Origin of the sequence: Pseudomonas sp. S30 (genome assembly GCF_016518545.1) — a bacterium.
Lineage (GTDB): Bacteria > Pseudomonadota > Gammaproteobacteria > Pseudomonadales > Pseudomonadaceae > Aquipseudomonas.
In genome coordinates this window covers 205,181-231,053 of the sequence record NZ_JACVTO010000007.1, presented here as the reverse complement: position 1 = coordinate 231,053, position 25,873 = coordinate 205,181, and the positions used below count along the sequence as shown (strand labels likewise).

Here is a 25,873-nt window from a genome sequence, read left to right as displayed (position 1 = left end):
CGGACATCTGCGGCTTCAGACGCTGAGCAGCAGGAACTCCCGCTCCCAGGAGCTGATCACACGCTTGTAGTTCTCGTGTTCGGCACGCTTGACGGCCACGTAGCCCTGGACGAACTGGCGGCCGAGGTAATCTTCGAGCACCTGGCAGTCTTCCATGTGCTGCAGCGCATCCTCGATGGTGATCGGCAGGCGCAGGTTGCGCCGCTCGTAGGCACGTCCCTGCACCGGCGCGCTCGGCTCGATGCGCTCGATCATCCCCAGGTAACCGCACAACAGGCTGGCGGCGATCGCCAGGTAAGGGTTGGCGTCGGCACCGGGCAAGCGGTTCTCCACGCGCATGGCTTCGGGCGTGGAGGTGGGTACACGCAGCCCCGCGGTGCGGTTCTCTTCACCCCATTCGACGTTCACCGGGGCCGAGGTGTCCGGCAGGAAGCGGCGGAACGAGTTGACGTTCGGTGCGAACATCGGCAACACCTTGGGGATGTACTTCTGCAGGCCGCCGATGTGGTGCAGGAACAGCTGGCTCATGCTGCCGTCTTCGTTGGCGAACACCGGTTTGCCGGTGGCGATGTCGACCACGCTCTGATGCAGGTGCATGGCACTGCCCGGCTCGTCGGTGATCGGCTTGGCCATGAAGGTGGCGGTCACGTTGTGCTTGAGCGCCGCCTCGCGCATGGTGCGCTTGAACACGGTGATCTGGTCGGCCAGGTCCAGGGCATCACCATGGCGGAAGTTGATCTCCATCTGCGCCGGGCCATCCTCGTGGATCAGCGTGTCCAGGTCCAGGCACTGGATCTCGCACCAGTCGTAGACGTCCTCGAACAGCGGATCGAACTCGTTGGCGGCATCGATGGAGAACGACTGTCGACCACTTTCGGCTCGGCCGGAGCGACCTACCGGCACTTGCAGCGGCAGGTCCGGGTCTTCGCAGCGTTGGGTCAGGTAGAACTCCATCTCAGGCGCCACGATCGGTTGCCAGCCCTGATCCGCATACAGCTTGAGCACCTTCTTGAGTACGTTGCGCGGCGACAGCTCGATAGGGTTGCCCTGCTTGTCGAAGGTGTCGTGGATCACGATCGCGGTCGGCTCGATCGCCCAGGGGATCTGATACACCGCAGACGGATCGGGACGGCAGATCATGTCGATGTCCGCCGGGTCGAGCAGCGCGTAGTACAGGTCGTCGTCGACGAAATCGCCGGTGACCGTTTGCAGCAGCACGCTCTCGGGCAAGCGCATGCCCCGTTCGTTGAGGAACTTGTTGGTCGGGGCGATCTTGCCGCGGGCGATGCCGGTCAGGTCGCTGACCACGCATTCGACTTCGGTGATCCGGTGTTCTTTCAGCCAGGCGGACAGCTGATCGAAAGGGGCGTTCATACAGACCTCTTGGTTGGGTTTTGGTGGTGGGAGGGGGCGATCGGCGGCCAGCGACGAAACACTTGCCTGCCGCGCGAGACTTCCCACGGGACACGCTGAGGATTATCTTGGCCCTTGGCCGACAATGGCTTCTATCCGTTTTGTACGTCAGACAATGCACCAAGAGAGTGCACTAGGACGCCGCGTGACGACCCCCAATGCCTTGCAGGTCCAGGCTTTCAGCACCTTCGATGTGGCCGAGCAGATCCGCGCGACGCCCGGCTGGCAACAGCAGTACCGCCAGATGTCGCCCGGACTCTTCAGCGGGCAGCTGCGCTGCCTGGGCCTGGACGGCGTGGACATCTACGAGGAATCCCTCAACACCCGCGTGGAGCAGTTCTTCCGCGCCCCGCAGGGGTCGCTGACCTTTTGCTTCGATCAGGTCGAGCACAGCCTCTATCTGCTCGACGAGCACAGCCGCAATCTGTGGATCACGCCGGAGAACTACCGGGAGGTGGCTGTGGTTTTCGACCAGGCCTTTCTCCAGCGCCATGGCCTGGACATGGCGCAGTTGCAGGGATTGTTCATGGTGCCCCTGGGCAGTGGGCAGAACGCGCTGTTCAGTCGCTGGCTGAGCGCCACCTTGACGCGTCTGGCCCAGGCTGATTGTCCGCTGGAAGGTCAGGCGCTGGCCGAGCAGTTGCTGGAGGACTGCCTGTTCATTCTCGACAACGCCTGTCAGCGCCTGCAAGGTCCGGCCCGGGACCGGCACGCTCAGGCGCGGGCGATCATGCAGCGCGTGGGCGACTGGGCCGCCGACTGCCCGGAGGACACCCTCAATCTGCCTGGGCTGGCGCAGGTGGCCGGGGTATCGCTGCGCCAGTTGCAAGACGCCTTCAAGGCATTTACCGGGATGCCTCCTGCCCAATGGCTGCGGTTGCGCCGTCTCAATGGCGCGCGTCGCGACCTGCTGTGCAGCGATGCCAACGAGGTCACCGTGGCGGAAGTGGCGATGCGCTGGTCGTTCTGGCATCTGGGGCGGTTCTCCGAGAGCTACAGGCAGCTATTCAAGGAGCTGCCTAGCCAGACGCTGCGCAAGGGTTGCTAGCGCCCACGGCGTGAATGGCCTCGATCTGCCACGGCGACACGGTGCAGGCGCTAAGCTTGGGAAGGCAACTGATCCTGCGTCGATTCGGGCGCCTCGGATTCGGCTTGTGGTACCGGGACCTGATCGCCCGGATTGTGCGGGATGGGGTCGACGTACGGGTCCAGTGGAAATTCGGCGGTGGGTTGGTGCATTTCGCTCATGATGCGCCTCGCGGATGAAGAGTCTCACTTAGGGTGGCGATGCGTGACCGACGTTCATTTCGATTGACCTGCGTGCGGACGGAACACCCCTGGCCATTGCATACTCCAAGCAGCTTCATACCCCAGCCGAGGTCACGACGATGTTCACCAGCCTGCTGACCTTCCTGGTCACCCTGGCCGCCATGGAAGGCGTGGCGTACCTGGCCCACAAGCACATCATGCATGGATTCGGCTGGGGATGGCACCGTTCGCACCATGAACCGCGCACGGGCTGGTTCGAGAAGAACGACCTGTATGCCGTGGTCTTCGCGGCGCTGGCCATCGTCCTGATCGCGCTCGGCACCTCCGGCTGGTATCCGTTGCAGTGGATCGGCGCCGGCATGACCGGTTATGGCCTGCTGTATTTCGTCGCCCATGACGGCCTGGTGCATCACCGCTGGCCGCTGCGGGTGGTGCCGCGGCGTGGTTACGCCAAGCGCCTGTACCAGGCCCACCTGATGCATCACGCCGTGCACGGGCGTGAAGGCTGCGTCTCGTTCGGTTTTCTTTATGCGCCGCCTATCGCGCGGCTGCGAGAGCAGCTTCGGGCGCGCCAGGGCGGCCCTTTGAAGCGTCGTGCTGCGGACGCTGCCACAGCGCCGAATCGCGCGGCGGATGGCGCCGCCAGCGAGCGCTGAGCGCGCGCCACAAGCCTGTAGCCACCGCCAGTAGCTTCTCGCCCTTGCTGGTCGAGCAGCGTGTATCCCACGCCCGACTGCCGCGCGCGCGCACCTTCAGGCCGATACCCCTGTACACCTGTGCGGCCGTGGCCACTGCCCAGGCCGAGCGCCAGGGCAGGGCGGCCAGACCGGCCTCGGCGCTGGCGTAGTAGGGCTCGGCAGCGGCTACCAACGCCTCGGCCACTCGCGCCAGCGCCTGGCGCTGGGCCGGCGAGTCCATTTGATCCGCGGCGATACCTTCGCGCTGCAACCATTGCTCTGGCACATAGCAGCGCGACACGGCGGCATCCTCGACGATATCGCGGGCGATGTTGGTCAACTGCATGGCCAGGCCCAGGTCACAGGCGCGATCCAGTACGGCAGCGTCGCGCACACCCATCACCCGCGCCATCATCAGGCCCACGACCCCGGCGACGTGGTAGCAGTAGCCGAGCAGGTCGTCGAGCGTCTGGTAACGCTGGGCGCGCACGTCCTGGTCGAAGCCTTCGAGCAGGTCGAAAGGCTCCTGGGGAGCGAAATCATGCCGCCGTGCCACTTCGCGCAGGGCAGCGAACGCCGGATCGTCCAGTTGCCCGGCCGAGAGTGCGACATCGGTCTGCCGCCGCAGCTCGGCCAGCCTGCGCTGAGCCTCGGCCTGCTCGATCACCACGGCGCCATGCCCAGCTTCCTGGCCGTCGATGACGTCGTCGCAGTGGCGACACCAGGCATACAGCAGCACCGCGCTGCGCCGGGTGCCTGGGTCGAAGAGGCGCGAGGCGGCGGCGAAACTCTTGGATCCCACGGCGATGCTGCGCTCGGCATGGCCCAGCAGATCGTCCTGAGTCATGGCTGCAAGTCCCCGATCATGAGTTCGGCGGTGGCCTTGGCCGAGGCCACCACACCCGGCACGCCTGCCCCAGGATGGGTGCCGGCACCGACCAGATACAGGTTGCTCAGGTGCGCGTCGCGGTTGTGCGGACGGAACCAGGCACTCTGGGTGAGAACCGGCTCCAGGGAAAAGGCCGATCCCAGGTGCGCACCCAGCGTGTCGCGAAAGTCCGCCGGGGTGAAGATGCGGCAGGTCACCAGGTCGTCGTGCAGCCCGGGAATGTAGTGGCGTTCGAGGTAATCGAAGATGCGGTCACGGTAGCGTGGGCCTTCCACCGCCCAGTCGATGTCCGCATTGCCCAGGTGCGGCACGGGTGCCAGCACATAATGGGCCGAGCAACCCGCCGGTGCCAGGCTGGGATCGGTGGCGCAGGGCGCATGCAGGTACAGCGAGAAATCGTCCGCCAGGGTATCGCCACCGAAGATTTCCTGGATCAGCTCGCGGTAGCGCGGGCCGAAGCACACCGTGTGGTGACGCAACTGCGGCTGTTGGCGCTTGAGGCCGAAGTGCACCACGAACAACGAGTTGCTGAAGCGTTTGCCGGCCAGGCGGCGCCCCTCGTCGCGCCCGCGCGCATGCCCGGCGAGCAGGTCCTTGTAGGTGTGCACCACGTCGGCGTTGGACGCCACGCAGTCGGCCTGCCAATGGCGGCCATCCTGGGTGGTGACGCCAGTGACGCGGTTGCCTTGAGTATGCATCTGGGCCACCTGGGCGTTGAGCACCAGGCTGCCGCCCAGGTCCTCGAATAGCCGGGTCAGACCCTGCACCAGAGCGCCGGTGCCACCCCGCGGGAACCACACGCCCCACTCACGCTCGAGCGCGTGGATCAGGCTGTAGATCGACGAGGTGGCGAACGGGTTACCGCCGACCAGCAAGGCATGGAAGGAAAACGCCTGGCGCAGCTTGGGGTGGCGGATGTACTGCGCCACCTTGCTGTAGACGCTGCGCCAGGCTTGCAGGCGAGCCAGTTGCGGCCCCGCCTGGAGCATGTCGCGAAACGACAGGAACGGCACGGCGCCCAGCTTTATGTAGCCGGCGTCGAGAACCTCGCGGGAGTAGTCGAGAAAGTGTCGGTAGCCTTGCACGTCGGCCGGCTCCAGGGCATGGATGCGCCGCTCCAGGTCCTCCTGGTCGTTACCGTAGTCGAACTGCGTGCCGTCTTCCCAGCACAGGCGGTAGAACGGACTGACCGGCAGCATCTCGACATAGTCGGCCATGCGCTTGCCGGCGTTGACGAACAGTGCCTCCAAAGCACCGGGATCGGTGATCACGGTGGGGCCGGCGTCGAACGTGAAGCCTTGGTCGTGATAGACATAGGCGCGCCCGCCGGGCTTGTCCCGCTGCTCGAGCAATGTGGTCTGCACGCCGGCGCTTTGCAGGCGGATCGCCAGGGCCAGGCCGCCGAGGCCTGCGCCAATTACCACTGCCGATTTACCTGGGGTCATGGATTGTCCTTGAAATGCCGGGGAGAATGGCGCAATGCGGCCCTGATGGCTGCGGCGACCGGAACGGGTGGTTTGCCACTGAGAATGCGTAGTTGATCGCGCCAGGTGCTGCGGCCTGCGTAGAACCGCGCGATCAAGGGTTCGGACAGGCCGTGGAAGCGTTGCAGCACCCCCCAGCGATCCTGCGCACGGCCAGCCAGGAACAGCATGCGATTGAGCAGCCGGTAGAATCTTTGTCGTCGCCCGTGGGCGCGCAGGTAGGCGCCGAGGGCTTTGGCCAGTTGCTCGCTGTTTTCCAGCGGCTGGGTCGCCAGCCAGTAGGCCAGGCGCACGGCGTCCGGTAGCGAATAGCCCGTGGTGCTGTGGAACAGGCCGGCGCGCAGGCCGGCACAGGGCTGCCCGTTGGCCTCGCGCAATACCCCCTCGACGTCTTCGGCCAGGGTGATGGGCAGTACGCCCTGTTCCTCGCGCAGGCATGCGGCGATCGACCAACCCTGTGCGCGCACGTACTCGGCGATGTGGCCACGCAGGGTGTCGGCATCCGGCGGTGCGCCGTCGACGTAGTGGGTGTCTTCGATCAGTACCGTGTCGTCGCTGAAGGGGAGCAGATAGACGAAGCGGTAGCCTTCACCCTGAATGACCCGCGCGTCCATCAGCACGGGCAGCTGCAAGCCGTGGGGATGCTGCAGGCGCAGCACCTGGCCGAGAAACGCCTGGTGTCCGAGCACCCGGTGAGCGCTGGGTCTGGCACCGCGTCCGTCGATGACCACCCGGCCTTGCAGGCGCTCACCACTGGCCAGTTGCACGTGATCCGGGTGAACGCTGGCCACCTCGCAGGCCGTACGCAATCGCGCGCCGAGCGCCGGCGCGATGACCTCGGCGAAGCGGTCGCTGTCCAGGCTCGCATAACCACAGGCGAACGTGCGCGAAAGCGCTGGGAAATGCACGCGGTAGGCGGGCCAGCGCTTGACCACCAAGGGTTCGATCCAGCGCTGCTGGGCCAGGCTGAGGTCGGCATCGTGGAACGACCAGGTATGGTTGCCCCCCAGCCGGTCGGCCTGTTCCAGGCAAAGGATGTTCAATTCCGGACGCACCTGGCTCAATCGCCAGGCGATCAGCCCATTGGCCAGGCCGCCGCCGGCCAGGATCAGGTCGTAGTGCATGGGGCTGCTCCAGAAACGGTCGGCAGGTGGCCTGCCAGGGCTTGATCGATCAGCTGGGCGCCGCGCTGGGCGCCATCCACCCCGTCCAGGCTCTCGGCCAGTCGCGCGAAGCGGCCCGGCGCGGGTTGAAGCAACTGGGCCAGTGCTGCGCCGATGCGTCGAGCGCTGGCGCGCTTGGGCAGGGTCAGGCCCAGTCGGTGGTGTTCCACCCGAGCGGCGATGCCTGGCTGGTCGAAGGCGATCGGCAGGACCAGTTGCGCAGTGCCGGCCATGGCCGCATCGAGCACGGTATTCAGGCCGCCATGACTGATCACCACATCGGCCCGCTGGACGGCCCAGCGCTGTGGCGCGAAGGCCGTGACGAAGGTGGCGCCGCAGGCACGCAGCCGCGCTTGCTGCCTGGCATCCAGGCCCCCGCAGTGGGCCAGCAGCAGTTGCACGTCCAGCGCCCGACAGGCCTTGGCAATACGCTGGAAAAGGCCGAAGCGGTGGCCCTGCAAGGTGCCGAGGCTGGCGAACACCAATGGACGTGCATCGGTGATCGGCCAGTCACCGGGCGGCTGCGTGCCGGGCTCGCGCAGTGGCCCCAGCGCATGGAAGTGCAGCGGCAGATGTCGGCGCGCAAAGTCCAGGCCAGGCGGAGTCTGGCTCAGTTGCAGCAGGGGCGAGAGAAACTCATGCAGCCGGCTGCGCGGCAGCAGGCCGTGGCGGGTGCAGGCCTGGGTCAATACCTGGGCCAGAGGCCGCATCAGCCAGTCGTGCACCTTTTCGCTGCCCGCCTGCACGCGCAGGCTGCGTGCATCCAGGCCGGGCGCGAAGGGGAGCACCGGCAGTGGCAGCCCCACCTCGCGGTTGACCGGCAGCGCGCAGGCCACGGAAATGAACGGCAGACCCAGCGCCTCGGCGATCAGCCCACCGGCGGGCGACATCTGATCGCAGATCACCGCGTCGATGCGCTGCTCGCGCAGGGCCGCAGGCAGCGTCTGGCAAAGCAACGCGGTATTGTCGGCCAGCTGGCGGATCAGTCGATACAGGTGCCAGGGATTGCCGGTACGGCCGGCCAGGCGCAAGGCCTCGCGCACATCCCGCTCACCTTCCGGCAGCGCACCGAGGGCGACGAAGCCCAGGCGCGCATCGTCGAGCCAGTGCACCGCGCCGTGCTGTTGCATGAACGTGACCCGATGGCCCCGTTCGATCAAGGCCCCCGCCAGCGCTTGCAGGGCACTGAAGTGGCTGGGGTAGGTGGGGGCGATGACGGCGAAATGGCTCATGCCGGCACTGGCGCCTGGCCCAGCAGGCGGGCACTGCGCAACTGTGCGAGGTTGGCCGAGCCGGTGCAGAAGCAGGCAATGCGCAGTTGGCGAATCAGCACCTCGAAATGCTCGATCACGGCCTCGGTCGATCGGGTGGCCGCCTCCAGCACACCGGCGGCTTGTCCCACCAGGTCGGCGCCAAGACGAAGCGCCTTGGCGGCATCGACACCATCACGAATGCCCCCTGAAGCGATCAGCCCCACCCTTGGCAACGCCCGTCGCACGCTGAGCACCGCCTGGGCGGTAGGCGTACCCCATTCGGCGAACGCCAGGGCCACGGCACGGTCGGCCGCGGTGGCGGCCCGTGCCCCCTCCACGGCGGCCCAACTGGTGCCGCCAGCACCGGCGACATCGATCATTCGCACCCCAGCCTCCACCAGCTGGCGCGCCACTGTGGGTGAGATACCGCTGCCGACCTCTTTGGCGATCAGGGGTACCGGTAGCACGCCGGCGAGCGCTTCGATTCGCCCCAGCACCCCGCGCCAGTTCCGGTCGCCTTCGGCCTGCACGGCCTCCTGCAAGGGGTTCAGATGCACGATCAAGGCGTCGGCCTCCAGTGTGTCCACAGCGCGTCGAGCCAGTTCCAGCCCGTCCGCCTCGCGCAGTTGCGCTGCGCCCAGGTTCGCCAGCAGGGCGATATCCGGCGCCAGCCGACGCAGCTCGGCGGTCAGGCCCTGATCGCTGGCGCTGCGCAGGCTCACGCGCTGGGAGCCGACGCCCATGGCGATGCCCAGTGCTTGCGCGGCTTGCGCCAGATGCCGGTTGATCGCTTCGGCGCGGGCGGCGCCGCCTGTCATGGAACTGATCAGCAGGGGGGCCTGCAGGCGCTTGCCCAGCAGCTGGCTGCCCAGGTCGATGGTGTCCAGGTCCAGTTCGGGCAACGCACAGTGCTCGAAGCGCACTGCCGACCAACCGCCGCCGTCACCGGTGACCGGTGCCGAGGCGAGGACGATGTCCAGATGGTCGTTCTTGCGTTGACTGAGCATGTTTTCGGTCATGCCGGCTCCCTAGCATGGAATCATCTGTGCACACGTGAGGTCTGTGCTGATGCGAGCTATACAACACAGAGGGCTTTGTACAGCTAAGCTGAAAAACAGCACAGCATCAGGCAACGGCACCTGCCAGTCGTTCCTTTTCACTGCGGCCTGCGCGCCGCCTGCACCCAGAGGCCGGAATGACGACCATGACCTGCGCGGCGGCGCTGACCGACACCGATTTCGCCGAGCACCTCGCGCAGCTGCGCGGCGCGCTCGAAACGCGTCTGGAGCAACTGCTGCCGGGGCTCGGCCAGGAGCGCGACCTGCTGACCCAGGGCATGCGTCACTGCACCCTGGCGCCCGGCAAGCGCTTGCGCCCGCTGTTGCTCATCCTGCTCGCCGAAGACCTTGGCGCTTGTGCTCAGGCGGCCCTGCAAGCCGGCTGTGCAATCGAGATGGTGCATGCGGCCTCGCTGGTGCTCGATGATCTGCCTTGCATGGACGACGCTGCACAGAGACGCGGCCGGCCTGCCTTGCATCGAGCCTTCGGTGAGGACGTCGCGATTCTCGCCGCGATCGCCTTGCTGTCGCGCGCCTTCGGCCTGTTGTCGACGCTGGAAACTCTCTCACCAAGAACCCGCAACGCGCTGGTGGCCACGCTGTCGGAAACCATCGGCGTGCAGGGGCTGGTCAAGGGCCAGTTGCAGGACTTGCGTGAAGGAACGGCTGCGCGAAGCGCCGAACAGATTGCCCAGACCAATCAGCTCAAGACAGGTGTGCTGTTCGGCGCCATCGTCGAGATGGCCTGCCGCATGGCGGTAGCGCCCCCCGAGGTGAGCCGCGCCCTGCATGTGTTCGCCGAGGAACTCGGGCAGGCCTTCCAGTTGCTGGACGACCTCAAGGATGGTGACCTCGACACTGGCAAGGACAGCCACAAGGACCAGGGTAAATCCACGCTCTATGCGCTGTGCGGCGAGAAGGGCGCGCGCCAGCGTCTGGAGGCCCACCTGGCCAGCGCTCATCAGTGTCTGGTTCAGGCGGGAGTCGGCGAGGGGCGCATCGCCTCGCTGCTGCACGCCTTCTTTCGCGAAAGCCGGTCGAACCTTGCAGGCGCAGCGGGTTCTGTTGAACATCAGTCTATGAACTCTGGAGGCATGCAATGAACACCCAGGATCCCCGTCAGGCTCAGGACAAGGTGCCAGACCCCGTTTCTTCCGAACGCGCCCAGAAAGGCGAGCGCAACGAAGGCCCCACGCTGGAGCGTCCCGAGCGCGCCACCGAGGCCGTCGACAAGGTGATCACGCCGACCGAGGTCAAGGAATTGGAGAACGACACTCGGCAAATCAACGAGCGCCTGCGTACCGTCGAGAACAAGTTGCACCGCTGAAGCCTTGCACGGGCCTGGCGCACAGGCCCGTGCTCAGGCGATATGTCACGACGCCGCCAATTGCGCGAGGTAGTCACCGAAGCCCTCGCGCGCCCGGCTGTCCCGGCGGCTGCTGGTCGCCACGCTGTTGCGCGCTGTCCAGGCGATGTGCGCGCCACTGGCTTGCAGCGCATTCACCAACTGGACATCTTCGTGGGCAGGCAATGGCTGGAATCCTCCGACCTGGCGGTAAGCCTGCGCGCAGATGCCAAGATTGGCGCCATGGATGTGCCGATGGCCTTCGCGGGCGTCGTACCGGCTGCGGTAGAGGCGCCGCAGGGCGGCGTCTTGCCACGGCTCCCACCGGTCCACATGCACGGTGCCGCAAACGGCATCGGCGCCACACTGCAGCTGCCACAACAGCCAGTGCACCGGCACGCGGCTGTCGGCATCGGTGCACGCCAACCAATCGGCGCCAAGGGCGAGCATGGCTTCGGCGCCGGCGCGCCTTGCGCTGCCTACGTTGCCGGCGTCCAGGCTGAGGGTGGCCACGCCATGGCGTGCGGCGATCCGGGCGCTGCTGTCGGCGCAACGGTCCAGCACCACCAGAATCTGCACCTCCTGCCCGGTGGCACGCGCAGCATCGGCCGCGGCCCTCACCGACTTCAGGCAGCGGCCCAGCCGCCGCGCCTCATTGTGTGCAGGAATGACGATGGCGATCATACGCACCTCTCGTCGAGATCCACCACGCTGGGTTGGCATGACCAGTACTCAAGCAGAAAATCCGCCTCTTCGTGGCGGAACACTGGATACAGCGGCAGATGGTCGGCGAGTAGCGCATGCACCTCGCGGCCATCCTGGGGGCAGCCGGCGATAGGATGGCGCCAGTGGCAGGCAAGCAGCCCCCCGTCATAGGTCAGGCTGGCCACCGCCCGATCCAGCACTTGCCGCCAATCCTCGGCGTCCAGGTAATAACCCACCTCGCTGAGCACGATCAGGTCGAAGCTACCGCCGGGCCAATCTCCGGGCAGGCGTGCCTGATCGACACTGGCATGGGGCGAATCGCTCAGACGCGCCCTGGTCAGCTCGACGGCAGTGCGGTCGACGTCCTGGCACAGCAGGGCCGCACAGCGCTCGGCGAGCAGGACACTGAGCTCGCCATTGGCACAGGCCGGCTCGAATACCCGTTCGTAGCACTGGCGCGGCAGGCTGGCCATGACCAGGTCGCGTTTGCGTTTCTCGTACCAGCGGGTTCGAAAGGCCCACGGATCGTCGTTGTGGGCGTACAGGTCGGCGAAATATTGCGCATCGAGGCTCATGTCGATTCCTTTCTTATAGAAATAGCAGTTCGAACGGTTGCAACAGACATTCGAGAAACTGGGCAGACAGCACCGGCGCCCGCCCGGCATCGGCCTCCAGCTGGCTGGTGTGGGTGGCGATGGCCTGACGCTTGCGGGCCAGGCTGCTGTCGTCCAGTTGCAGGCGCCGTGCGCGCTGCCACGGCACCCGGGCATCATCGATCGCGGCCCAGTGCCAGGCCCATATCGGCACTTCGGCCAGATCCGCCCCCCTTGCCTGCGCTGCCTGGGCACAGGCGCGGCCCACTGCTTCGTGATCGCAATGGCCATCGTGGCGCCATGGGCACATCAGCAGGTCACCGGGCTGCAACAACTGGCTGAGGTGATTGACCAGAAACGGCTCGTCCCGGGGCAATGCGCCGTCCTTGAGGTTCAGCCGACGCCAATCCAGCTCGCGCAGGTTCAGGTCGAGCTGCTGCAGCGCGTGCTGACTCTCCAGCGGACGCTGATGGCGCAGTCGGCGTTCGCTCCACTGATCGGAGCCCGGATGGCTGCCTTCGCCGTCGGTGGCGGAGATCAGCACCAGGTCCTGCTCTCGGCCCCTGAACTGGCTGAGCAGGCCCCCTGCCATGAGAATCTCGTCGTCCGGGTGCGGCGCCACCAACACCAGGCGTCGTCCGGGCGGGCATAACTGCCCGGGCGTGATCCAGGGTGCACGGGCCAGATGGGCCGACTTCTGCCACTCGCTCCAGGGCGTGCCCTGGCTGGCCCGAATAAGGTCTTCGCTCATAACTGCCAGTCTCCTGCCGGGCTGCGCGCCCGCTGTTGTCCTAGGGCCGCCAGGTCACGCTCCGCGTGGCTCTGGCGCAGATACACCGGAAGATCGGCGCTTAGCCGGGCGAAGTGGCCCGTGCGGCAGAAGGGCGTGGCGCCCAGCGCTCGGCCGACCTGCCGCAGTACGTGCTCCGCCGCGTGTTCAACCTGGGCGCGGGCGCGCCGCACCGCGAAGCTCGCATCGGCCTGGGGATGCTGGTCGATCCAGGCGGCGCACTCGCGCAGTGCCGCGCGTGCGCCGATCAGCGCGGCATCGACGCTGCCCAGGTGAGCATCGGCATGAGGGTCGTCGCGGGGTGTACCACAATGGCGGTGCAGATAGTCGGCCAGGGCCTGCGCGGCGCCGTACCAGCAGGCGGCGATGCCGCCGCCGCCCTGCCAGAAGCCGGGGCGAGCCAGATATTGGTCAGGCTCGCCAACTGCGATGCCGGGACAGTCATCGAATGCCAGGGTGATGCTGGCCGTGGAGGCCATCCCGACCGCCTGCCAGTCGGTATCGATGACGCGCTGGCGAGAGTGACCCAGCTCGATGGCGACCAGTTGCCCCCGTCCATCCTCACGCCACGCTGTGATCAGCGCCCGATCGATCTGCAATGCCCCCGAGCACCAGGCCTTGAGGCCTTGCAGGCGAACTGTCCGGCCCTCCTGGGCGGTGATCCGCGCCCGCGCGGCGGGCGGTTCGGCAGCCCACACACCCCACAGACCCTCTGCCCCAAGAGCGGCGGCGTCACACTCGGCCAGGATGGCCAGCGCATCCGTATGGCCTTCGTACAGCTTGGCCAAGGCCAGGTCGCAGCCCGCCACCTGCGCCAGCGCCCGCCAGCGCTGCAGGGTCTGGCCCTGGCCTGGCAGGGGAAGACCATCATGACCGCCGGCCTGGAGCGCACGCAGCGTATATTCCAAGGCATGGTCGATATTTCTTGCCTGACTGCGGTCGCTGAAGGCCCGCAACAGAGGGCCGATGTCCGGTGAAGTCGACGCGTTCATCCCGAGGTCTCCAGACCGAGCTGCCGCCGCATGCGTGCCGTGATCGACTGCCGAGTCCTGGACATCGTGGCCCATGGGTCCTCCAGGTCGGCTAGGCGGCGGGGCAGGGTGTCGATGGTCCATTGGTCGGCGCCCTTGATCTGGGTGAGTTCCTCGCGCCAGATCGGTACCGACACCGGCAGGCCGGGGCGTGCGCGCAGCGTATAGGCGGCTGCCGTGGTCGCCCCCTGCGCATTGCGCAGGTAGTCGATGAAGATGCGGCCCACTCGATTTTTCGGCCCCGAGACCGCAGACAAGCGATCGGGAAACAGGTCCGCCATGTGTTGCACGAGCGCCTGAGTGAAGGCCTTCACCTCGTCCCAACCGGCCCGACGCACGAGGGGCACCACCAGGTGGATGCCTTTGCCACCGCTGGTCTTGAGAAACACCTTCAGACCCAACTCGTCGAGCAGGGTCAAGGTGAGCTGGGTGGCCTCCACCATGGCTTTCCAGGGCAATGCCGGATCAGGGTCCAGGTCGAGCACGAAGCGGTCGGGCCGCTCGAAGTCGACGCTGGTCGCGTTCCAGGTGTGCAGTTCGAGGGTGTTCATCTGCACCGCGCCGAGCAGGCTGTCGGCGCGATCGAGCACCATGGCGGCCTGGCCTGCCTGCGCCTTGTCGAAGGTTCGCACGTGGGGCAGGTGCAACTGCCCGGCGTGCTTCTGGAAGAACAGCTCGCCTGCCAGGCCTTCGGGTGCCCGCACCAAAGCGACTGGGCGGTGCTTGAGCTGCGGCAACAGCCAAGAGGACACCTGGGCGTAGTACTCCACCACCTGGCGCTTGGTGGCGCCGCTCGTAGCGTCTATGACACGATCAGGATGGGTCACGCGCAGCTCACCGAGGTCTTCGGGATCGGCATGGCGCCGCTTGGTTGCAGACGTGGGCATGGGCTGCTCCAGGTTGATGGCACTGGCAGGCTTGTCGTCACGCAATCCGTGGAACACGGCGTGACGCACGATACCGTCGCGGGTCATCTGGGCGTAGGCGATTTCTGCCAGTAGTTGGGGTGCCAGCCAGTGCACGCCGCGCGCCTCGGCACCGGTGGGAGGATGGGGCAGGGCAGAGGTCTTCCTCGCCAGGGGCCGCATACGTGCATGCAGACTGTTCAAAGTGCTGGCGGTGAATCCCGTACCCACCTTTCCGGCATAGCGCAATTGACCACCGTCGACATCGTGCAGGGCCAGCAGGAGCGCACCGAAACCACTGCGCGTGCCTTTCGGATCGGTATAGCCGACCACCACGAATTCCTGGCGCCGTGTGCACCTGAGCTTGATCCAGTCATCACTGCGCCGCCCACTGTAGGTACTGTCTACACGTTTGCCGATCAAGCCCTCCATGCCCAGGCGACAGGCGCTGTCGAGCAGGTCCTGGGGCGACTGGTCGAAATCGGCGGAGTAGCGTAACAAGGGGGATTGGCCATGATCGAGCAACTTGCGCAGCGTCTCGCGGCGCTGATGCAGGGGGCGCTGGCGCAGGTCCTGGCCCCCGAGAAAGGGCAGGTCGAACAGGTAATAAACAATAGCTCGATCGTCCTCGCTCTCGAACGCGTTCTGCAAAGCCTGAAAATCCGCGATGTCGTGCTCGCCGTTGACCACCACTTCGCCATCGAGCCAGGCGCTGTCGAGCTTCAGGGCGCGCAGGGCCTCGACCAGGCGTGGCATCTTGGCGCTCCAGTCATGGCCATTGCGGGTGAACAGACGCACCTGCTTGCCTTGAATGCGTCCCAGGATGCGATAGCCGTCGAACTTGACCTCGTAGCACCATTGTCCGGCGGGTGGGGTATCTACCAGCGTGGCCAGCTGCGGTTGGAGGGTGGGCGGAAGTGCTGAGCGCTTGGCCCGCGATGGCTTGGCAGCCTTGGTCGGGTGCGATTCGACATCCTCACTGGCGGCACTGGCCTGCCGATTCAGAGTACGTTCGCTCAGCACGCTGTCGGGCCGGGCCTGCACGATGCTGTATTCGCCCTCATCACGGGCCTGATCGTCCTTGGACTTGACGAGCATCCATTGCTCCTTCTTGCCCGCCAAGTGCGTGCGGAACAGGTTCCATACACCGTCGAGCTTCTCGCCTTGCAAGCGGAACCGCAGCTTGCCTTGCTCGTAGCCGGCACGCGCATCGCCTTCAGGCTCCCAGAGGCCACGGTCCCAGACGATCACCTCGCCCGCACCGTAATGACCCTCGGGGATATGGCCCTCGAAGTCGGCATAGTCCAGGGGATGATCCTCCACATGTACGGCCAGGCGCTTCACCCGGGGATCCAGAGATGGCCCTTTGGGAATCGCCCAGCTCTTGAGCGTGCCGTCGAGCTCCAGACGGAAGTCGTAGTGCAGGTGACTGGCATCATGTTTCTGGATGCAGAAGCGCAGACCCTGACCTGCACGGCCACGTCCGTGTGTGCCCTGAGGCTCGGGAGTGCCATGGAAATCACGCTTGCGCTGATACTCCTGCAACGGCTTGGATCTAGCCATGGCGAGCTCCGGAAGATTCGCGGGTCAGTCCTAGGTGGAGGCACTGGGCCCCCGCGGAGTTCAATAAACCCTTTGCCTGGCGGTGCGTGCAGCAGGCTCGATGAAAATCTGAATTTTCCCCGATCCGGCACAGTCGACCAGATGAACGCACCGCATTGGAGAGCCGCTATGGCCCGAGCAGATGACGAGAAGTACTGGCCTCAGGAAATCGATGACACCGAGGACCGCATGGGCAGCATCCGTGAGCTGGATTTCAGCGAGCGGCTGGATGAGCGCCGTGACCGTGTAGGCGACGAACGCCCGGAGGCCGAGGCCGAGCAGGAGTTCCCAGCCGAGCGTGTGGCCGAGGGCGGCATGACCGGCGGCGAAGCGCTCACCGAGAGCCTGCACGAAGACAACGTGACCCTCGACGATCTGAGCCCCGATACCCTCTTCGACCAGACCGGCGCCCGCGACCCTCACGAACCCGGAGGCGACGGAGGGCCGGCGGACATGGCGCTGCGAGAGGTGGACGAGGACGAAATCTGCGGCGGCAATGGCCTTGACGAAGCTGAACTGGCCCGGTCGGCACCCCTGGATGGCCAGCCCTGGACCGATGATGTCGTCCCTGACGATGGAGAATCACGCCATGAATGAACAACGTTGCGCCTGTAATCACTGCTCCTGCACGGTCGACGCCAGCGCGTTTTCCCATAACGGCAAGGCGTATTGCAGCGAAGCGTGCGCCAGTGGCCATCCCCACGGCGAGCACTGCCGGATGAGCGACTGCCAGTGCGGCGAGGCGACCCAGCCCAACGAGAAAAGTGTGGATAACGCGCTGGACGAAACCTATCCGGCAAGCGATCCCATTTCACCGTGATCGCTTGGTCTTATCGTATCAGGGGCCGCGACGCGGCCCTTTTCATTACCCGGCGTTACTAGGCGCTGCAGAGGTTTTTGCACGCAGAGCCTTGGCGCGCTTCTCCAGCACGAGGTAGACGACGATCGCCACGACCAGCGGGATCAAGTAGTACAGGGTACGATAGCCCAACAAGGCCGCCACCAGGGTACCCTGGCTCAACTGTCCCTGCAGCAGGGCCAGGAACACGGTTTCCAGCACGCCTAGCCCGGCCGGAATGTGCGCGACGACCCCAGCGATGCAACTGATGAGCAATACCCCCAGGATCGAGGGGTAGAACAGGTCGTGGGGCAGCAGCAGATAGATGAGCGCCGCCATCAGTGCCCAATTGCTCGCGCCGAGCACCAGCTGACAGACGGCCAGACGCCAGCTGGGCAAGGTGATCTCATGGCCGCGAATCTGCCAGGTGCGACGCTTGGCGAACGCGCAGGCCAGCAGATAGAGCAGGGCCACCGCCACCATCGCCACGCCGATCGATTGCAAGCCACTGGCGCCTACCGTCCAGCTCTCGGGCAGCTTGACCAGGCCCAGGGCGAACACGCTGCCGGCCAGCAGCAGATACCCCATCCAGTTGGTCAGCAGACCCAGCGTGAGGATGCGGGTGATCGTCGCCGTGTCCAGGCCCAGGCGCCCGTACAGCCGGTAGCGCAACGCCACGCCACCCACCCAGGTGGTGAAGTTGAGGTTGAAGGCGTAGCAGACGAATGCCACCGGCAGCACCTGCCGCACAGGCAGTCGATGCCCGGTATAGGCGCGGCCGAGCAGATCGTAGCTGGCGAAGACCAGGTAGCTGGCGAGGGCGATCAGCATGCCCAGGGCCAGGGTCCCGGGGGTGTAGGCCAGCAGGGACTGGCGTACTTCCTGCCAGTCCAGGTTGCGCGCCAGGGTGTACAGCAGTACGGGGATGAGAATGACGAAGGCCAGGGTCAGCAGCCGTTTGCCCCAAACCTTCCAGGACGAGTTGGCCATCAGGCACTCCCCTCGCGCAAATCGCCCTGTTCCTGCATGGCCGGCTGCAACGACTTCAGACGTTGACGATGCGCCGGCAGCAGCCCGGCGATGCGCGGGAACCAGCGGGTCAGGTGAAAGCCCAGGAAGATCAATGGCGCGCGCCACCAGTAACCCCGAATCATCCGCTGCAAGGTCACCGCCTTGCACTGCTCACCCGCCAGAGTGCTCAGGTGCTGGTGCAAGTGCTGGTTGAACGCCCGGTCGCGAATCATCAGGTTGGCTTCCAGGTTCAGCGACAGGCTCAACGGGTCCAGATTGCTGGACCCTACCGTCGACCAGTCGTCGTCCACCAGCGCCACCTTTCCGTGTAACGGGCGACGGCAGTATTCATGGATGCGCACATCGTCGCGCAGCAGATAGTTGTACAGCAGGCGCGACGCCGCACGGACCCAGCGCATGTCGGGCTCGCCCTGGAGTATCAGGGTCACCTCGACGCCGCGCCGGGCGGCGTTGCGCAATTCGCGCAACAGGCGATAGCCCGGGAAGAAATAGGCGTTGGCCACCACGATGCGGTGCTGCGCCTTTCTAAACATCTGCAGGTACTGCTCTTCGATGTCGGTCCGGTGGCGGATATTGTCCCGCTCCACCAGCATGGCCTGGGCCGCACCGGTGGGCGTGGTCACGGGTGCGAGGGTGTCGGCACGGTCGAGCACAGGGGCCATCAGTCGGCGGCTGGATCGGTGCACCTGGGCGACCACCGGGCCGGTGACTTCTACGGCATAGTCCTGCTTGGCCATCGGTCCGAAATCGCCCAGGTGGTCGGCGCTGTAGTTGATGCCCCCGATGAACGCGCGCTCTGCGTCGACCACCACGATCTTGCGGTGCAGCCGGCGGAACAGGTTGGTGCGCATGCCCACCAGCATGGGCTTGGGATCGAAAGCATGAAAATGCACCCCGGCATCGACCATCGACGACACGAAGTCCCGCGGCAGTTCGCCTGCACCATAGCCATCGGCCACTACTTCGACCCGCACCCCGCGCTGGGCGGCGTCGATCAGGACCTGGCGCAGCTGCTGACCGACCTTGTCGTCATAGATGATGAAGGTCTCCAGAAGAATCTCCGTACGCGCCGCCGCCATGGCTTCGAACACGCGCGGGTAGTACTGCTCGCCGTTGATCAGCAGCTCGACGTGGTTGCCGTCGACCCAGGATGGTTGTTTCACAGGTTCACCTCCGCTGCGAGCGGTGCGTGGTCGGAGAGGTGCGACCAGGGATAATTGGAAAGAACTTGCGCCTGACTGGGCATGGCGTTACGCAGGTAGATGCGGTCCAGGCGCACCAGCGGCCAGCGCGCCGGGAAGCTGCGCGCCGGGGTGCCGAAGCGCTCGGCGAAGGCTTCGACCAGGTGCTCGCCGAGCACGGCATCGGCCTTCAGCCGCCAGTCGTTGAAGTCGCCCGCCACGATGACGGGGGCCGATGATGGCAGGCTGTCGAGTAGCTCCAGCAACAGCGCCACCTGTCGTTGGCGATGCACCTCCCGCAGCCCCAGGTGCACGCAGATCGCATGCACCTGGTCGTGGCCAGGCACGTCGAGACAGCAGTGCAGCAGCCCGCGCTCCTCGGTGCCGCGAATCGACACATCGAGGTTGCGGTGATCGACGATCGGGAATTTCGACAGCAGGGCATTGCCATGGTCGCCATGGGGATAAACCGCATTGCGCCCGTAGGCGAACTGCGGCCACATGCTGTCGGCCAGAAACTCGTATTGCGGTGAAGTCGGCCAACCTGGGTGCTGCTGGGCATGGGCCTGGTGACTGCCATGCACCTCCTGGAGAAACACCAGGTCGGCGCCGGCGGCGCGCACCGCTTCACGCAGCTCCGGCAGAATGAACCGCCGATTGAACGGAGTGAAGCCCTTGTGCACGTTCAGCGTCATCACCTTCAGGCGATGAACGGCGGGCAGTGACTCGCCCGCCAGGCGGGGCTTCGTCAGGGGGCCGTTCACAGGCGCTCCTCCGGTTCCACGCCGGGCTCGGTGACCAGATCGCCGTCCAGCCCCAGCTTGCTCAGCATGCGCCGGGCATCGAAAGGCGCATGGACCTTTTGGTCGTTGTCGAAATAGCAGTACACATCGCGACTGGCGCGCTTTGGCGGCGACGAGCGCAGTACCCGGCAGGCGTCTTCGGGCTGGCTGCCAGCGCTCCACGCCTGGATACGCAGACGCCAGTGACGCAATGCCTTGGCGGTGTAGCCACTGCTGTAGAGCTCTATGTCGCCATGCAGGCGCATGTAGACGAAATCGGCGGTCAGTTCCTCGACACAGGGCCACTTGCCAGCGCTGTCGGCCACTACCAAGGCGACCTTGTGCTTGCGCAGCAACTTGATGAAGCTCTCGCACAGAAAGCTTTCGTGGCGGATCTCCACGGCATGGCGCAGCGCGACGTTGCCTTTGATCGCGGTGCCGCCATTGTCCTGGTAGCGCTCGCTGCAGCCTCGGGCGCAGTCGCGCGCTGCCTTGCGGTCGCGTGGCAGGGACTGGAGAAAATGGCTGAAGCGCGCTTCGTCGAACTTGAGCGAGGGTGGGAACTGCCAGAGAAAAGGCCCGAGCTTGTCGCCCAGCAACAGGGGCCCGGAGGCGAAGAAGTTGGCCAATGCCTCATCGATGTCCTTGAGCCGGCGGACATGGGTGATGTAGCGCGGCGCCTTGACCGAGAACACGAATCCTTCAGGGGTCTGCTCGCGCCATTGCAGGTAGCGCTCCGGCGTTTGCAAGGCATAGAACGAGCCGTTGATTTCGATCGTGTTCACGGCCCGCGCGGCGAACGCCAGCTCATCGTCCTGCCGCAGGCCGCTGGGGTAGAAGTCCTTGCGCCACGGAGCGTAGCGCCAGCCGGAAATGCCGATGCGGATATCGCTCACGAGCTCTCCTTGGAATCGATCGGTACCCCAATCCGACTGGGCGTGGGGGCTCAGGGTTCCGAACGGATGACTCAGCCCCGAGCCATCGCTTCATGCACCTTGGCAGAGTCTGTCGAGGGGAACTTTGCCCGGTCGAGCGATTCCACCAGAGACCGGACGTCCAGCCCGTCTGGCTCACTCTGGAGGTGTTCATGGCCCGTCACATCATTCACTTCACCGGCCCGATCAATTCCTCGACCTGCGGCAACCTCATCAATACCTGTTCCAAGGCCGTCCAGCAGGGCGCCGAAACCTTGCAGATCAACGTCGCGACCATGGGCGGGGAGTGCAGCTACGGCTTCACCCTGTACAATTTCCTGCTGGCGCAACCGGTGCCGGTGCACACTCACAATCTGGGCACGGTCGAGTCCATGGGCAACATCCTGTTCCTGGCAGGCGAGCATCGAACGGCCTGCCGCTACAGCAAGTTTCTGTTCCACCCGTTTCACTGGACCTTGCACGGCTCGGTGGACCACGCGCGGATGGCCGAGTATGCCATGAGCCTGGACTACGACCTGCGGCTATACGCCGAGATCGTCGCCGAGCGCACCCACGGCGCTGCGGAGCGACTGGACATCAGCCGCTACCTGATGGCCTATCCACGGATCCTCGGCCCGAACGAGGCGCTGGCCAGCGGCATGGTCCATGCCATCGATGAGTCGCCGCTTGCAGGCGACGTGGTGCAATGGAGCGTGCATGCCTGAGATGGCCCTCAGTAGGGTACCGAGCCGCTCAGGGATTCGATGGCCTCGATCAGCTCGTCATAGCCCACCGGCTTGTTCAGGTGCCGGTCGAAGCCCGACTGCCGCGACTTGTGCTGGTCGGCGCTGGCGCCATAGCCGGTGAGTGCGATGGCCGGGGTACTGCGCAGGTGCTCCAGATTGCGCAGGGCCTTGATCAGGGCGTGGCCGTCCATACCCGGCATGCCGATATCGGACAGCACGATGTCATAGCGACCCTCGCCAGCGGCCTCCAGCGCCTGGCGCGGATCGCTGTAGGCATGCACCACGGCGCTTTCCATCTCCAGCAACTGCTGCATCACTTCCAGTACTTCCGGCGAGTCGTCCACCAGCAGCACACAGATGCCGCTCAGGCGTCCGTCGAGCTCTCGCGGTGCGTCGTCCGTGTCGTCGCGCTGGGGTACGGCACCCAGTGGCAGGCGTACGGTGAACACGCAGCCCATGCCCAGGCCCGGCGATCCGGCACGCACGCTGCCGCCATGGGCTTCGACCAGTTGACGCACCAGCGAAAGGCCGATACCCAGCCCCTCGCGGCCATGGTTGGCCACCTGCGGAGCCGCCTGGCTGAACAGGTCGAAGATCTTCTCCAGGCTGTCTTCGCGCAACCCGACGCCTTGGTCGATGACCTGCAACTGCGCCTGATCGCCCTCGCGACTGAGCACCAGGCGGATCTCGCTGCCGTTGGGGCTGAATTTCAGTGCATTGTTCAGCAGGTTCCAGATGATCTGTTCCAGGCGCGTGGTATCGCCCTCGATGTACAGTGGCTGGCCATCGGCAGGCACGCTCAGGTGGACGTTGCTGCTGTACTGCTCGCTGAGCACCACGGCATGGATGCCCAGCAGCAGGGCGGTGAGATCGACCGACTCGGTGCGCAGCTTGAGCTTGCCGGTGCGAATGCGCGCGACGTCCAGCAGGTCGTCGATGATCCGTGCCTGGCTGGACACCGCCTCGCAGATGGTCGCCACGGCCTTGCTCGCCGTGCCGAGGTTGCGCACCGTCGGCAGGCGCCGCAGGATCTCGGCATTGAGCTGGATGAGATTGAGCGGGTGCTTGAGCTCGTGGGACATGACGGCGAAGAACTCGTCCTTCATGTGACTGGAAGTCTGCGACTCGGCCAGTTGCTTGCTCTGTTCATCGTGCAGGCGCTTGTGGCCGGTGAGGTCGCGGGCGATCTTGACATAGCCGCGCAGGCTGCTGCCCTTGAGCAGCGAAACCTCGCCGCTGCAATAGAAGCGGCTGCCGTCCTTGCGCACATGCCAGCGCTCGTCCTGCCCGCGCCCGTTGACCCGAGCACCGCGCAGCTCGCGATCGGGAACGCCGCCCTGACGATCTTCCTCGGTGAAGATCAGGTCGTAGTGACGGCCCAGCACCTCGTCCTTGGCGTAGCCGAAGATCAGCGCCGCCCCGGTGTTCCAGTCGCTGATCAGGCCATGCTCGTCGAGCAGGATGATGGCGAAGTCATGGGTGCTTTCGGCCACCAGGCGCATGCGTTCCTCGCCCAGGCGCAGGCGCTCTTCGGTGGCGCGGCTCTTGCTGATGTCGATGAAGGTCAGCACCGCGCCGTCGATCTTCTGTTCGCTTGAGCGGTAGGCCAGCAGGCGGGTGAAGTACCAGTGCTGGTCCTGACCACTGATCTCGCGCTCGATGCTGGCCCCACCCAGTGCGACGGTGCGCGCGTCATCGGCCAGTTCCGGGTAGTTGAGGCGGTGGGTGATGTCCAGCAGCGAGCGCCCGGTGTCCACCGGCAGCATGTTGAAGATGTCGGTGGCACGCGGCGTGAACCAGCGAATGTGCAGGTTGGGGTCGACGAACACCGTGGCGATGTCGGTGGAGGCGATCAGGTTGCTCAGGTAGTCGTTGACCTTGTCGGTCTCCTCGACCTTGTTCTTGAGCTCGTAGTTGACCGTCAGCAGCTCTTCGTTGATCGACTGCAACTCCTCCTTGCTGGTTTCCAGCTCCTCGCTGGCCGAGCGCAACTCCTCGTTGATCGCCTGCATTTCCTCGTTCGAGGCGGTCAGTTCCTCGCTGGAGATTTCCGACTGTTCGATGGTTTCCTGCAATTGCAGGCGCGTGCGCTGCAGTTCGCGCTCCAGGTTGGTCAGCACCATGCTCTCGGTCTGGCGGATACCGCCACCCAGGGGCAGGGACGGATCCGGCCGGCGTTCCTCGAACACCACCAGCAGGCACTCGCTGGCACTGGGCTCGTCCTTGTGCGGATGGACCATGATCTCCACTTGCAGCTGCTGCTCGCCTTCGCCCACTTCCACCGGCCGCGACGTCACCGCCTGGGAGCCCTGGCGCGCCTGGAACAGGGTACTGCGCAGGGCCAGGCGCAGGCTCGGCAGCACCAGATTGATCAGGTTGCGACTCGGCTCGCCGCCGGCCAGTTGCAGGAAACGCCCGGCGCCATCGCTCATGTGCAGGATGTTGCCATCTCCGTCGACGATCAGGCTGGGCGGTGAGCAGCGAGCGAGGGCGCGGTGGTGCACCTCGGCGTAGGACGGCTTGCGGCCGGTGTGGGTCTTGCTAGGCGCGCCAGGAGTGGCGGGCGGCAGGTCGGCTCCGGTGAGCTGACGGCCGGACCGGCGCAGACCGGTGGCGACCTCGCGGGCACGGAAGATGCGATTGCGCTTGTCGACGGGCGCGAACAGATCCCCAGCCAGGTCTGCCGATTCGGAGGAGCCCAGGAACAGGTAGCCACCCGGACGCAAGGCGAAATGGAACATTTGCAGGATGTCGCGCTGCACTTCCCGATCCAGATAAATCAGCAGGTTGCGGCACACCACCAGGTCGATCTGCGAAAACGGGGGATCGGACAGCAGGTTGTGCCGGGCGAACAGCACTTGCTCGCGCACTTCCTTGCGCACCCGGTAGTGCTGGTCTTCCTTGGTGAAGAACTGGCGCAACCGCGCTGGCGGGACGTCGGTGACGATCGCCTCGCAGTAGTTGCCTGCGCGGGCGTGAACGATGGCTCGCGAATCCAGGTCGGTGGCGAACACCTGAACCTTGGCGCTGCGCTTTTCAAGCGCCAGTTGTTCGCTCACCAGCATGGCCAGGCTGTAGGCTTCCTCGCCCGTGGAGCAGCCTGCCGACCACACGCGGATCTCGGCCGGTCCGTCGCCGCTCTCGCCGTCGCTGACCAATTCGGGCAGCACGTGGCGCTCGAGCGCCTCGAAGGCTTCACGGTCGCGGAAGAAGTTGGTCACGCCGATCAGCATGTCCGCCAGCAGTTCATTGGACTCCTCCGGGTGCTGCTCCAGGTAGCGGTAGTAACCGGGCAGGTCGGTCTGCGCGGTGACATGCAGACGCCGCTCGATGCGGCGCAGCACGGTGGCGCGCTTGTAGTGCTGGAAATCATGGCCGGTGTTGCTGCGCAGCAGCAGCAGGATTTCCTCGAGCAGCGGTTCGGCGCGCTGGGCGCTGCCCTCGCGCGTGCCCAGCGGCGGCGGCATGTTCTGCTCGTCGACTTCAGGCAGGCGGACCTGCCTGGCCTGCAACCAGATCTCCATCAGTTTTTGCGCCATGTCCGCTGCCGGCATGACGAAGTCCACCAGGCCGGTAGCGATGGCGGCACGGGGCATGCCATCGTGCAGTGCGTCGTCGGGCGTCTGCACCAGGGTCACACCGCCCTGTTCCTTGATCCGCGATAGACCCACTGCGCCGTCGGCACCGGTGCCGGACAGCACGACGCAGAATGCATGGTCCTTGTGCACATCGGCCAGGTCGCGGAAGAACAGGTCGATGGCCACGTGGTCACCGCGGCGGCGGTTGGCCGGGCTGACCCGCAGGTAGCCATCGTTGGTGGACAGGCGGTTGGCCGGGGAAATCACGTAGACATGATTGCGCTCTATGGGCACCGGCGCGGTCACCTGCTGCACGGGCATGCGCGTCACGCCCTGGATGATATGGTCGGCGACGCTCTGGTGATCGGGCGATAGGTGCAGCACCACCACGAAGGCCATGCCGCAATCGGCCGGCATCTGCTCGAAGAAGGTACAAATGGCCTCGATGCCGCCTGCCGAAGCGCCGATCCCCACCACGGGGAAATCCAGATGGCTGGGTGTCAGGTCGGGATTCACCGGTGCGGCGGTGGGCTCTTGAGAGGACGACTTCATGTCACGACCTTGTGCGGGGCGAGAGGACCGGCCTGTGGATGCGCCAGTGGGCTGGGGTGGGCCAGTATAAGCC

23 protein-coding genes are annotated in these 25,873 nt (G+C 65.6%); 7 read left to right on the top strand and 16 right to left on the bottom strand.

Translation table 11 applies throughout. From position 1 onward, the window contains the following. Nucleotides 1–15: 15 nt before the first annotated feature. Nucleotides 16–1,374: a glutamine synthetase family protein gene (locus tag IAE34_RS10775; RefSeq protein WP_200138928.1), complete on the bottom strand. Its 1,359-nt coding sequence runs from the start codon at nt 1,372–1,374 to the stop codon at nt 16–18. A gap of 184 nt (nt 1,375–1,558) precedes the next feature. Here IAE34_RS10775 and IAE34_RS10770 point away from each other — a divergent pair, with 184 nt between their 5' ends. Then, entirely contained in the window at nt 1,559–2,461 is a 903-nt protein-coding gene (locus IAE34_RS10770) for a helix-turn-helix domain-containing protein (protein WP_200138927.1), read from the top strand. A 340-nt stretch (nt 2,462–2,801) separates the two neighbouring features. After that, the gene (locus IAE34_RS10765; protein WP_200138926.1) at nt 2,802–3,338 is read left to right on the top strand and encodes a sterol desaturase family protein; all 537 of its coding nucleotides are present in this window, start codon (nt 2,802–2,804) and stop codon (nt 3,336–3,338) included. On the opposite strand, the gene IAE34_RS10760 is transcribed toward IAE34_RS10765, so the two are convergent. Genes IAE34_RS10760 through fni form a run of 5 tightly spaced genes read right to left on the bottom strand, consistent with a single transcriptional unit; the run spans nt 3,220 to nt 9,167 of the window. Then, nucleotides 3,220–4,206 (bottom strand): phytoene/squalene synthase family protein, encoded by a 987-nt coding sequence (locus IAE34_RS10760; protein WP_200138925.1) that lies wholly within the window; start codon nt 4,204–4,206, stop codon nt 3,220–3,222. The genes IAE34_RS10765 and IAE34_RS10760 overlap by 119 nt on opposite strands. After that, nucleotides 4,203–5,693, bottom strand: a complete 1,491-nt coding sequence (locus IAE34_RS10755) for a phytoene desaturase (protein ID WP_200138924.1) — start codon at nt 5,691–5,693, stop codon at nt 4,203–4,205. The genes IAE34_RS10760 and IAE34_RS10755 overlap by 4 nt, the downstream gene beginning before the upstream one ends. Continuing rightward, a complete protein-coding gene (gene crtY, locus IAE34_RS10750; RefSeq protein ID WP_200138923.1) occupies nt 5,690–6,856 on the bottom strand; it encodes a lycopene beta-cyclase CrtY in 1,167 nt (388 codons plus the stop codon). The genes IAE34_RS10755 and crtY overlap by 4 nt, the downstream gene beginning before the upstream one ends. Beyond that, nucleotides 6,841–8,127, bottom strand: a complete 1,287-nt coding sequence (locus IAE34_RS10745; RefSeq protein WP_200138922.1) for a glycosyltransferase — start codon at nt 8,125–8,127, stop codon at nt 6,841–6,843. Before IAE34_RS10745 ends, crtY begins: the two co-directional genes overlap by 16 nt. Beyond that, a complete protein-coding gene (gene fni, locus IAE34_RS10740; RefSeq protein ID WP_200138921.1) occupies nt 8,124–9,167 on the bottom strand; it encodes a type 2 isopentenyl-diphosphate Delta-isomerase in 1,044 nt (347 codons plus the stop codon). The genes IAE34_RS10745 and fni overlap by 4 nt, the downstream gene beginning before the upstream one ends. Nucleotides 9,168–9,343: 176 nt before the next feature. Here fni and IAE34_RS10735 point away from each other — a divergent pair, with 176 nt between their 5' ends. Next, nucleotides 9,344–10,309 (top strand): polyprenyl synthetase family protein, encoded by a 966-nt coding sequence (locus tag IAE34_RS10735; protein ID WP_233631068.1) that lies wholly within the window; start codon nt 9,344–9,346, stop codon nt 10,307–10,309. Further along, a complete protein-coding gene (locus tag IAE34_RS10730) occupies nt 10,306–10,533 on the top strand; it encodes a hypothetical protein (RefSeq protein WP_200138920.1) in 228 nt (75 codons plus the stop codon). The genes IAE34_RS10735 and IAE34_RS10730 overlap by 4 nt, the downstream gene beginning before the upstream one ends. 45 nt (nt 10,534–10,578) lie before the next feature. Here the strand turns inward: IAE34_RS10730 and IAE34_RS10725 are convergent, their stop codons facing one another. From IAE34_RS10725 to ligD, 5 genes are read right to left on the bottom strand one after another with little or no spacing between them, the layout of a single operon-like run. Continuing rightward, the gene (locus IAE34_RS10725; RefSeq protein WP_200138919.1) at nt 10,579–11,235 is read right to left on the bottom strand and encodes a glycosyltransferase; all 657 of its coding nucleotides are present in this window, start codon (nt 11,233–11,235) and stop codon (nt 10,579–10,581) included. Continuing rightward, nucleotides 11,232–11,831, bottom strand: a complete 600-nt coding sequence (locus tag IAE34_RS10720) for a class I SAM-dependent methyltransferase (protein ID WP_200138918.1) — start codon at nt 11,829–11,831, stop codon at nt 11,232–11,234. Before IAE34_RS10720 ends, IAE34_RS10725 begins: the two co-directional genes overlap by 4 nt. Nucleotides 11,832–11,844: 13 nt before the next feature. Beyond that, entirely contained in the window at nt 11,845–12,600 is a 756-nt protein-coding gene (locus IAE34_RS10715) for a PIG-L deacetylase family protein (RefSeq protein ID WP_200138917.1), read from the bottom strand. Then, nucleotides 12,597–13,631 carry an acyl-CoA dehydrogenase gene (locus tag IAE34_RS10710; RefSeq protein WP_200138916.1) on the bottom strand — a complete coding sequence of 345 codons (1,035 nt, stop codon included), beginning with the start codon at nt 13,629–13,631 and terminating at the stop codon, nt 12,597–12,599. The genes IAE34_RS10715 and IAE34_RS10710 overlap by 4 nt, the downstream gene beginning before the upstream one ends. After that, on the bottom strand, nt 13,628–16,138 hold the full coding sequence (ligD, locus tag IAE34_RS10705) for a DNA ligase D (RefSeq protein ID WP_200138915.1): 2,511 nt from the start codon (nt 16,136–16,138) through the stop codon (nt 13,628–13,630). The genes IAE34_RS10710 and ligD overlap by 4 nt, the downstream gene beginning before the upstream one ends. 168 nt (nt 16,139–16,306) lie before the next feature. Here ligD and IAE34_RS10700 point away from each other — a divergent pair, with 168 nt between their 5' ends. Beyond that, nucleotides 16,307–16,774, top strand: a complete 468-nt coding sequence (locus tag IAE34_RS10700; protein ID WP_200138914.1) for a phosphotransferase system, HPr-related protein — start codon at nt 16,307–16,309, stop codon at nt 16,772–16,774. After that, nucleotides 16,767–16,997, top strand: a complete 231-nt coding sequence (locus tag IAE34_RS10695) for a metallothionein (protein ID WP_200138913.1) — start codon at nt 16,767–16,769, stop codon at nt 16,995–16,997. Before IAE34_RS10700 ends, IAE34_RS10695 begins: the two co-directional genes overlap by 8 nt. 45 nt (nt 16,998–17,042) lie before the next feature. On the opposite strand, the gene IAE34_RS10690 is transcribed toward IAE34_RS10695, so the two are convergent. The 4 genes from IAE34_RS10690 to IAE34_RS10675 form a co-directional block, all read right to left on the bottom strand. After that, nucleotides 17,043–18,005 (bottom strand): lysylphosphatidylglycerol synthase domain-containing protein, encoded by a 963-nt coding sequence (locus IAE34_RS10690; RefSeq protein WP_200138912.1) that lies wholly within the window; start codon nt 18,003–18,005, stop codon nt 17,043–17,045. Beyond that, entirely contained in the window at nt 18,005–19,210 is a 1,206-nt protein-coding gene (clsB, locus tag IAE34_RS10685) for a cardiolipin synthase ClsB (RefSeq protein WP_200138911.1), read from the bottom strand. Before clsB ends, IAE34_RS10690 begins: the two co-directional genes overlap by 1 nt. Beyond that, nucleotides 19,207–19,923: an endonuclease/exonuclease/phosphatase family protein gene (locus tag IAE34_RS10680; protein WP_200138947.1), complete on the bottom strand. Its 717-nt coding sequence runs from the start codon at nt 19,921–19,923 to the stop codon at nt 19,207–19,209. Before IAE34_RS10680 ends, clsB begins: the two co-directional genes overlap by 4 nt. Before the next feature lie 65 nt (nt 19,924–19,988). After that, nucleotides 19,989–20,906 carry a DUF72 domain-containing protein gene (locus IAE34_RS10675; protein WP_200138910.1) on the bottom strand — a complete coding sequence of 306 codons (918 nt, stop codon included), beginning with the start codon at nt 20,904–20,906 and terminating at the stop codon, nt 19,989–19,991. 191 nt (nt 20,907–21,097) lie between these two features. Here IAE34_RS10675 and IAE34_RS10670 point away from each other — a divergent pair, with 191 nt between their 5' ends. Then, complete coding sequence (locus IAE34_RS10670) at nt 21,098–21,649, top strand: ATP-dependent Clp protease proteolytic subunit (protein ID WP_200138909.1); 552 nt, start codon at nt 21,098–21,100, stop codon at nt 21,647–21,649. A gap of 8 nt (nt 21,650–21,657) precedes the next feature. On the opposite strand, the gene IAE34_RS10665 is transcribed toward IAE34_RS10670, so the two are convergent. Further along, nucleotides 21,658–25,800, bottom strand: a complete 4,143-nt coding sequence (locus IAE34_RS10665; protein ID WP_200138908.1) for a CheR family methyltransferase — start codon at nt 25,798–25,800, stop codon at nt 21,658–21,660. Nucleotides 25,801–25,873 lie beyond the last annotated feature (73 nt).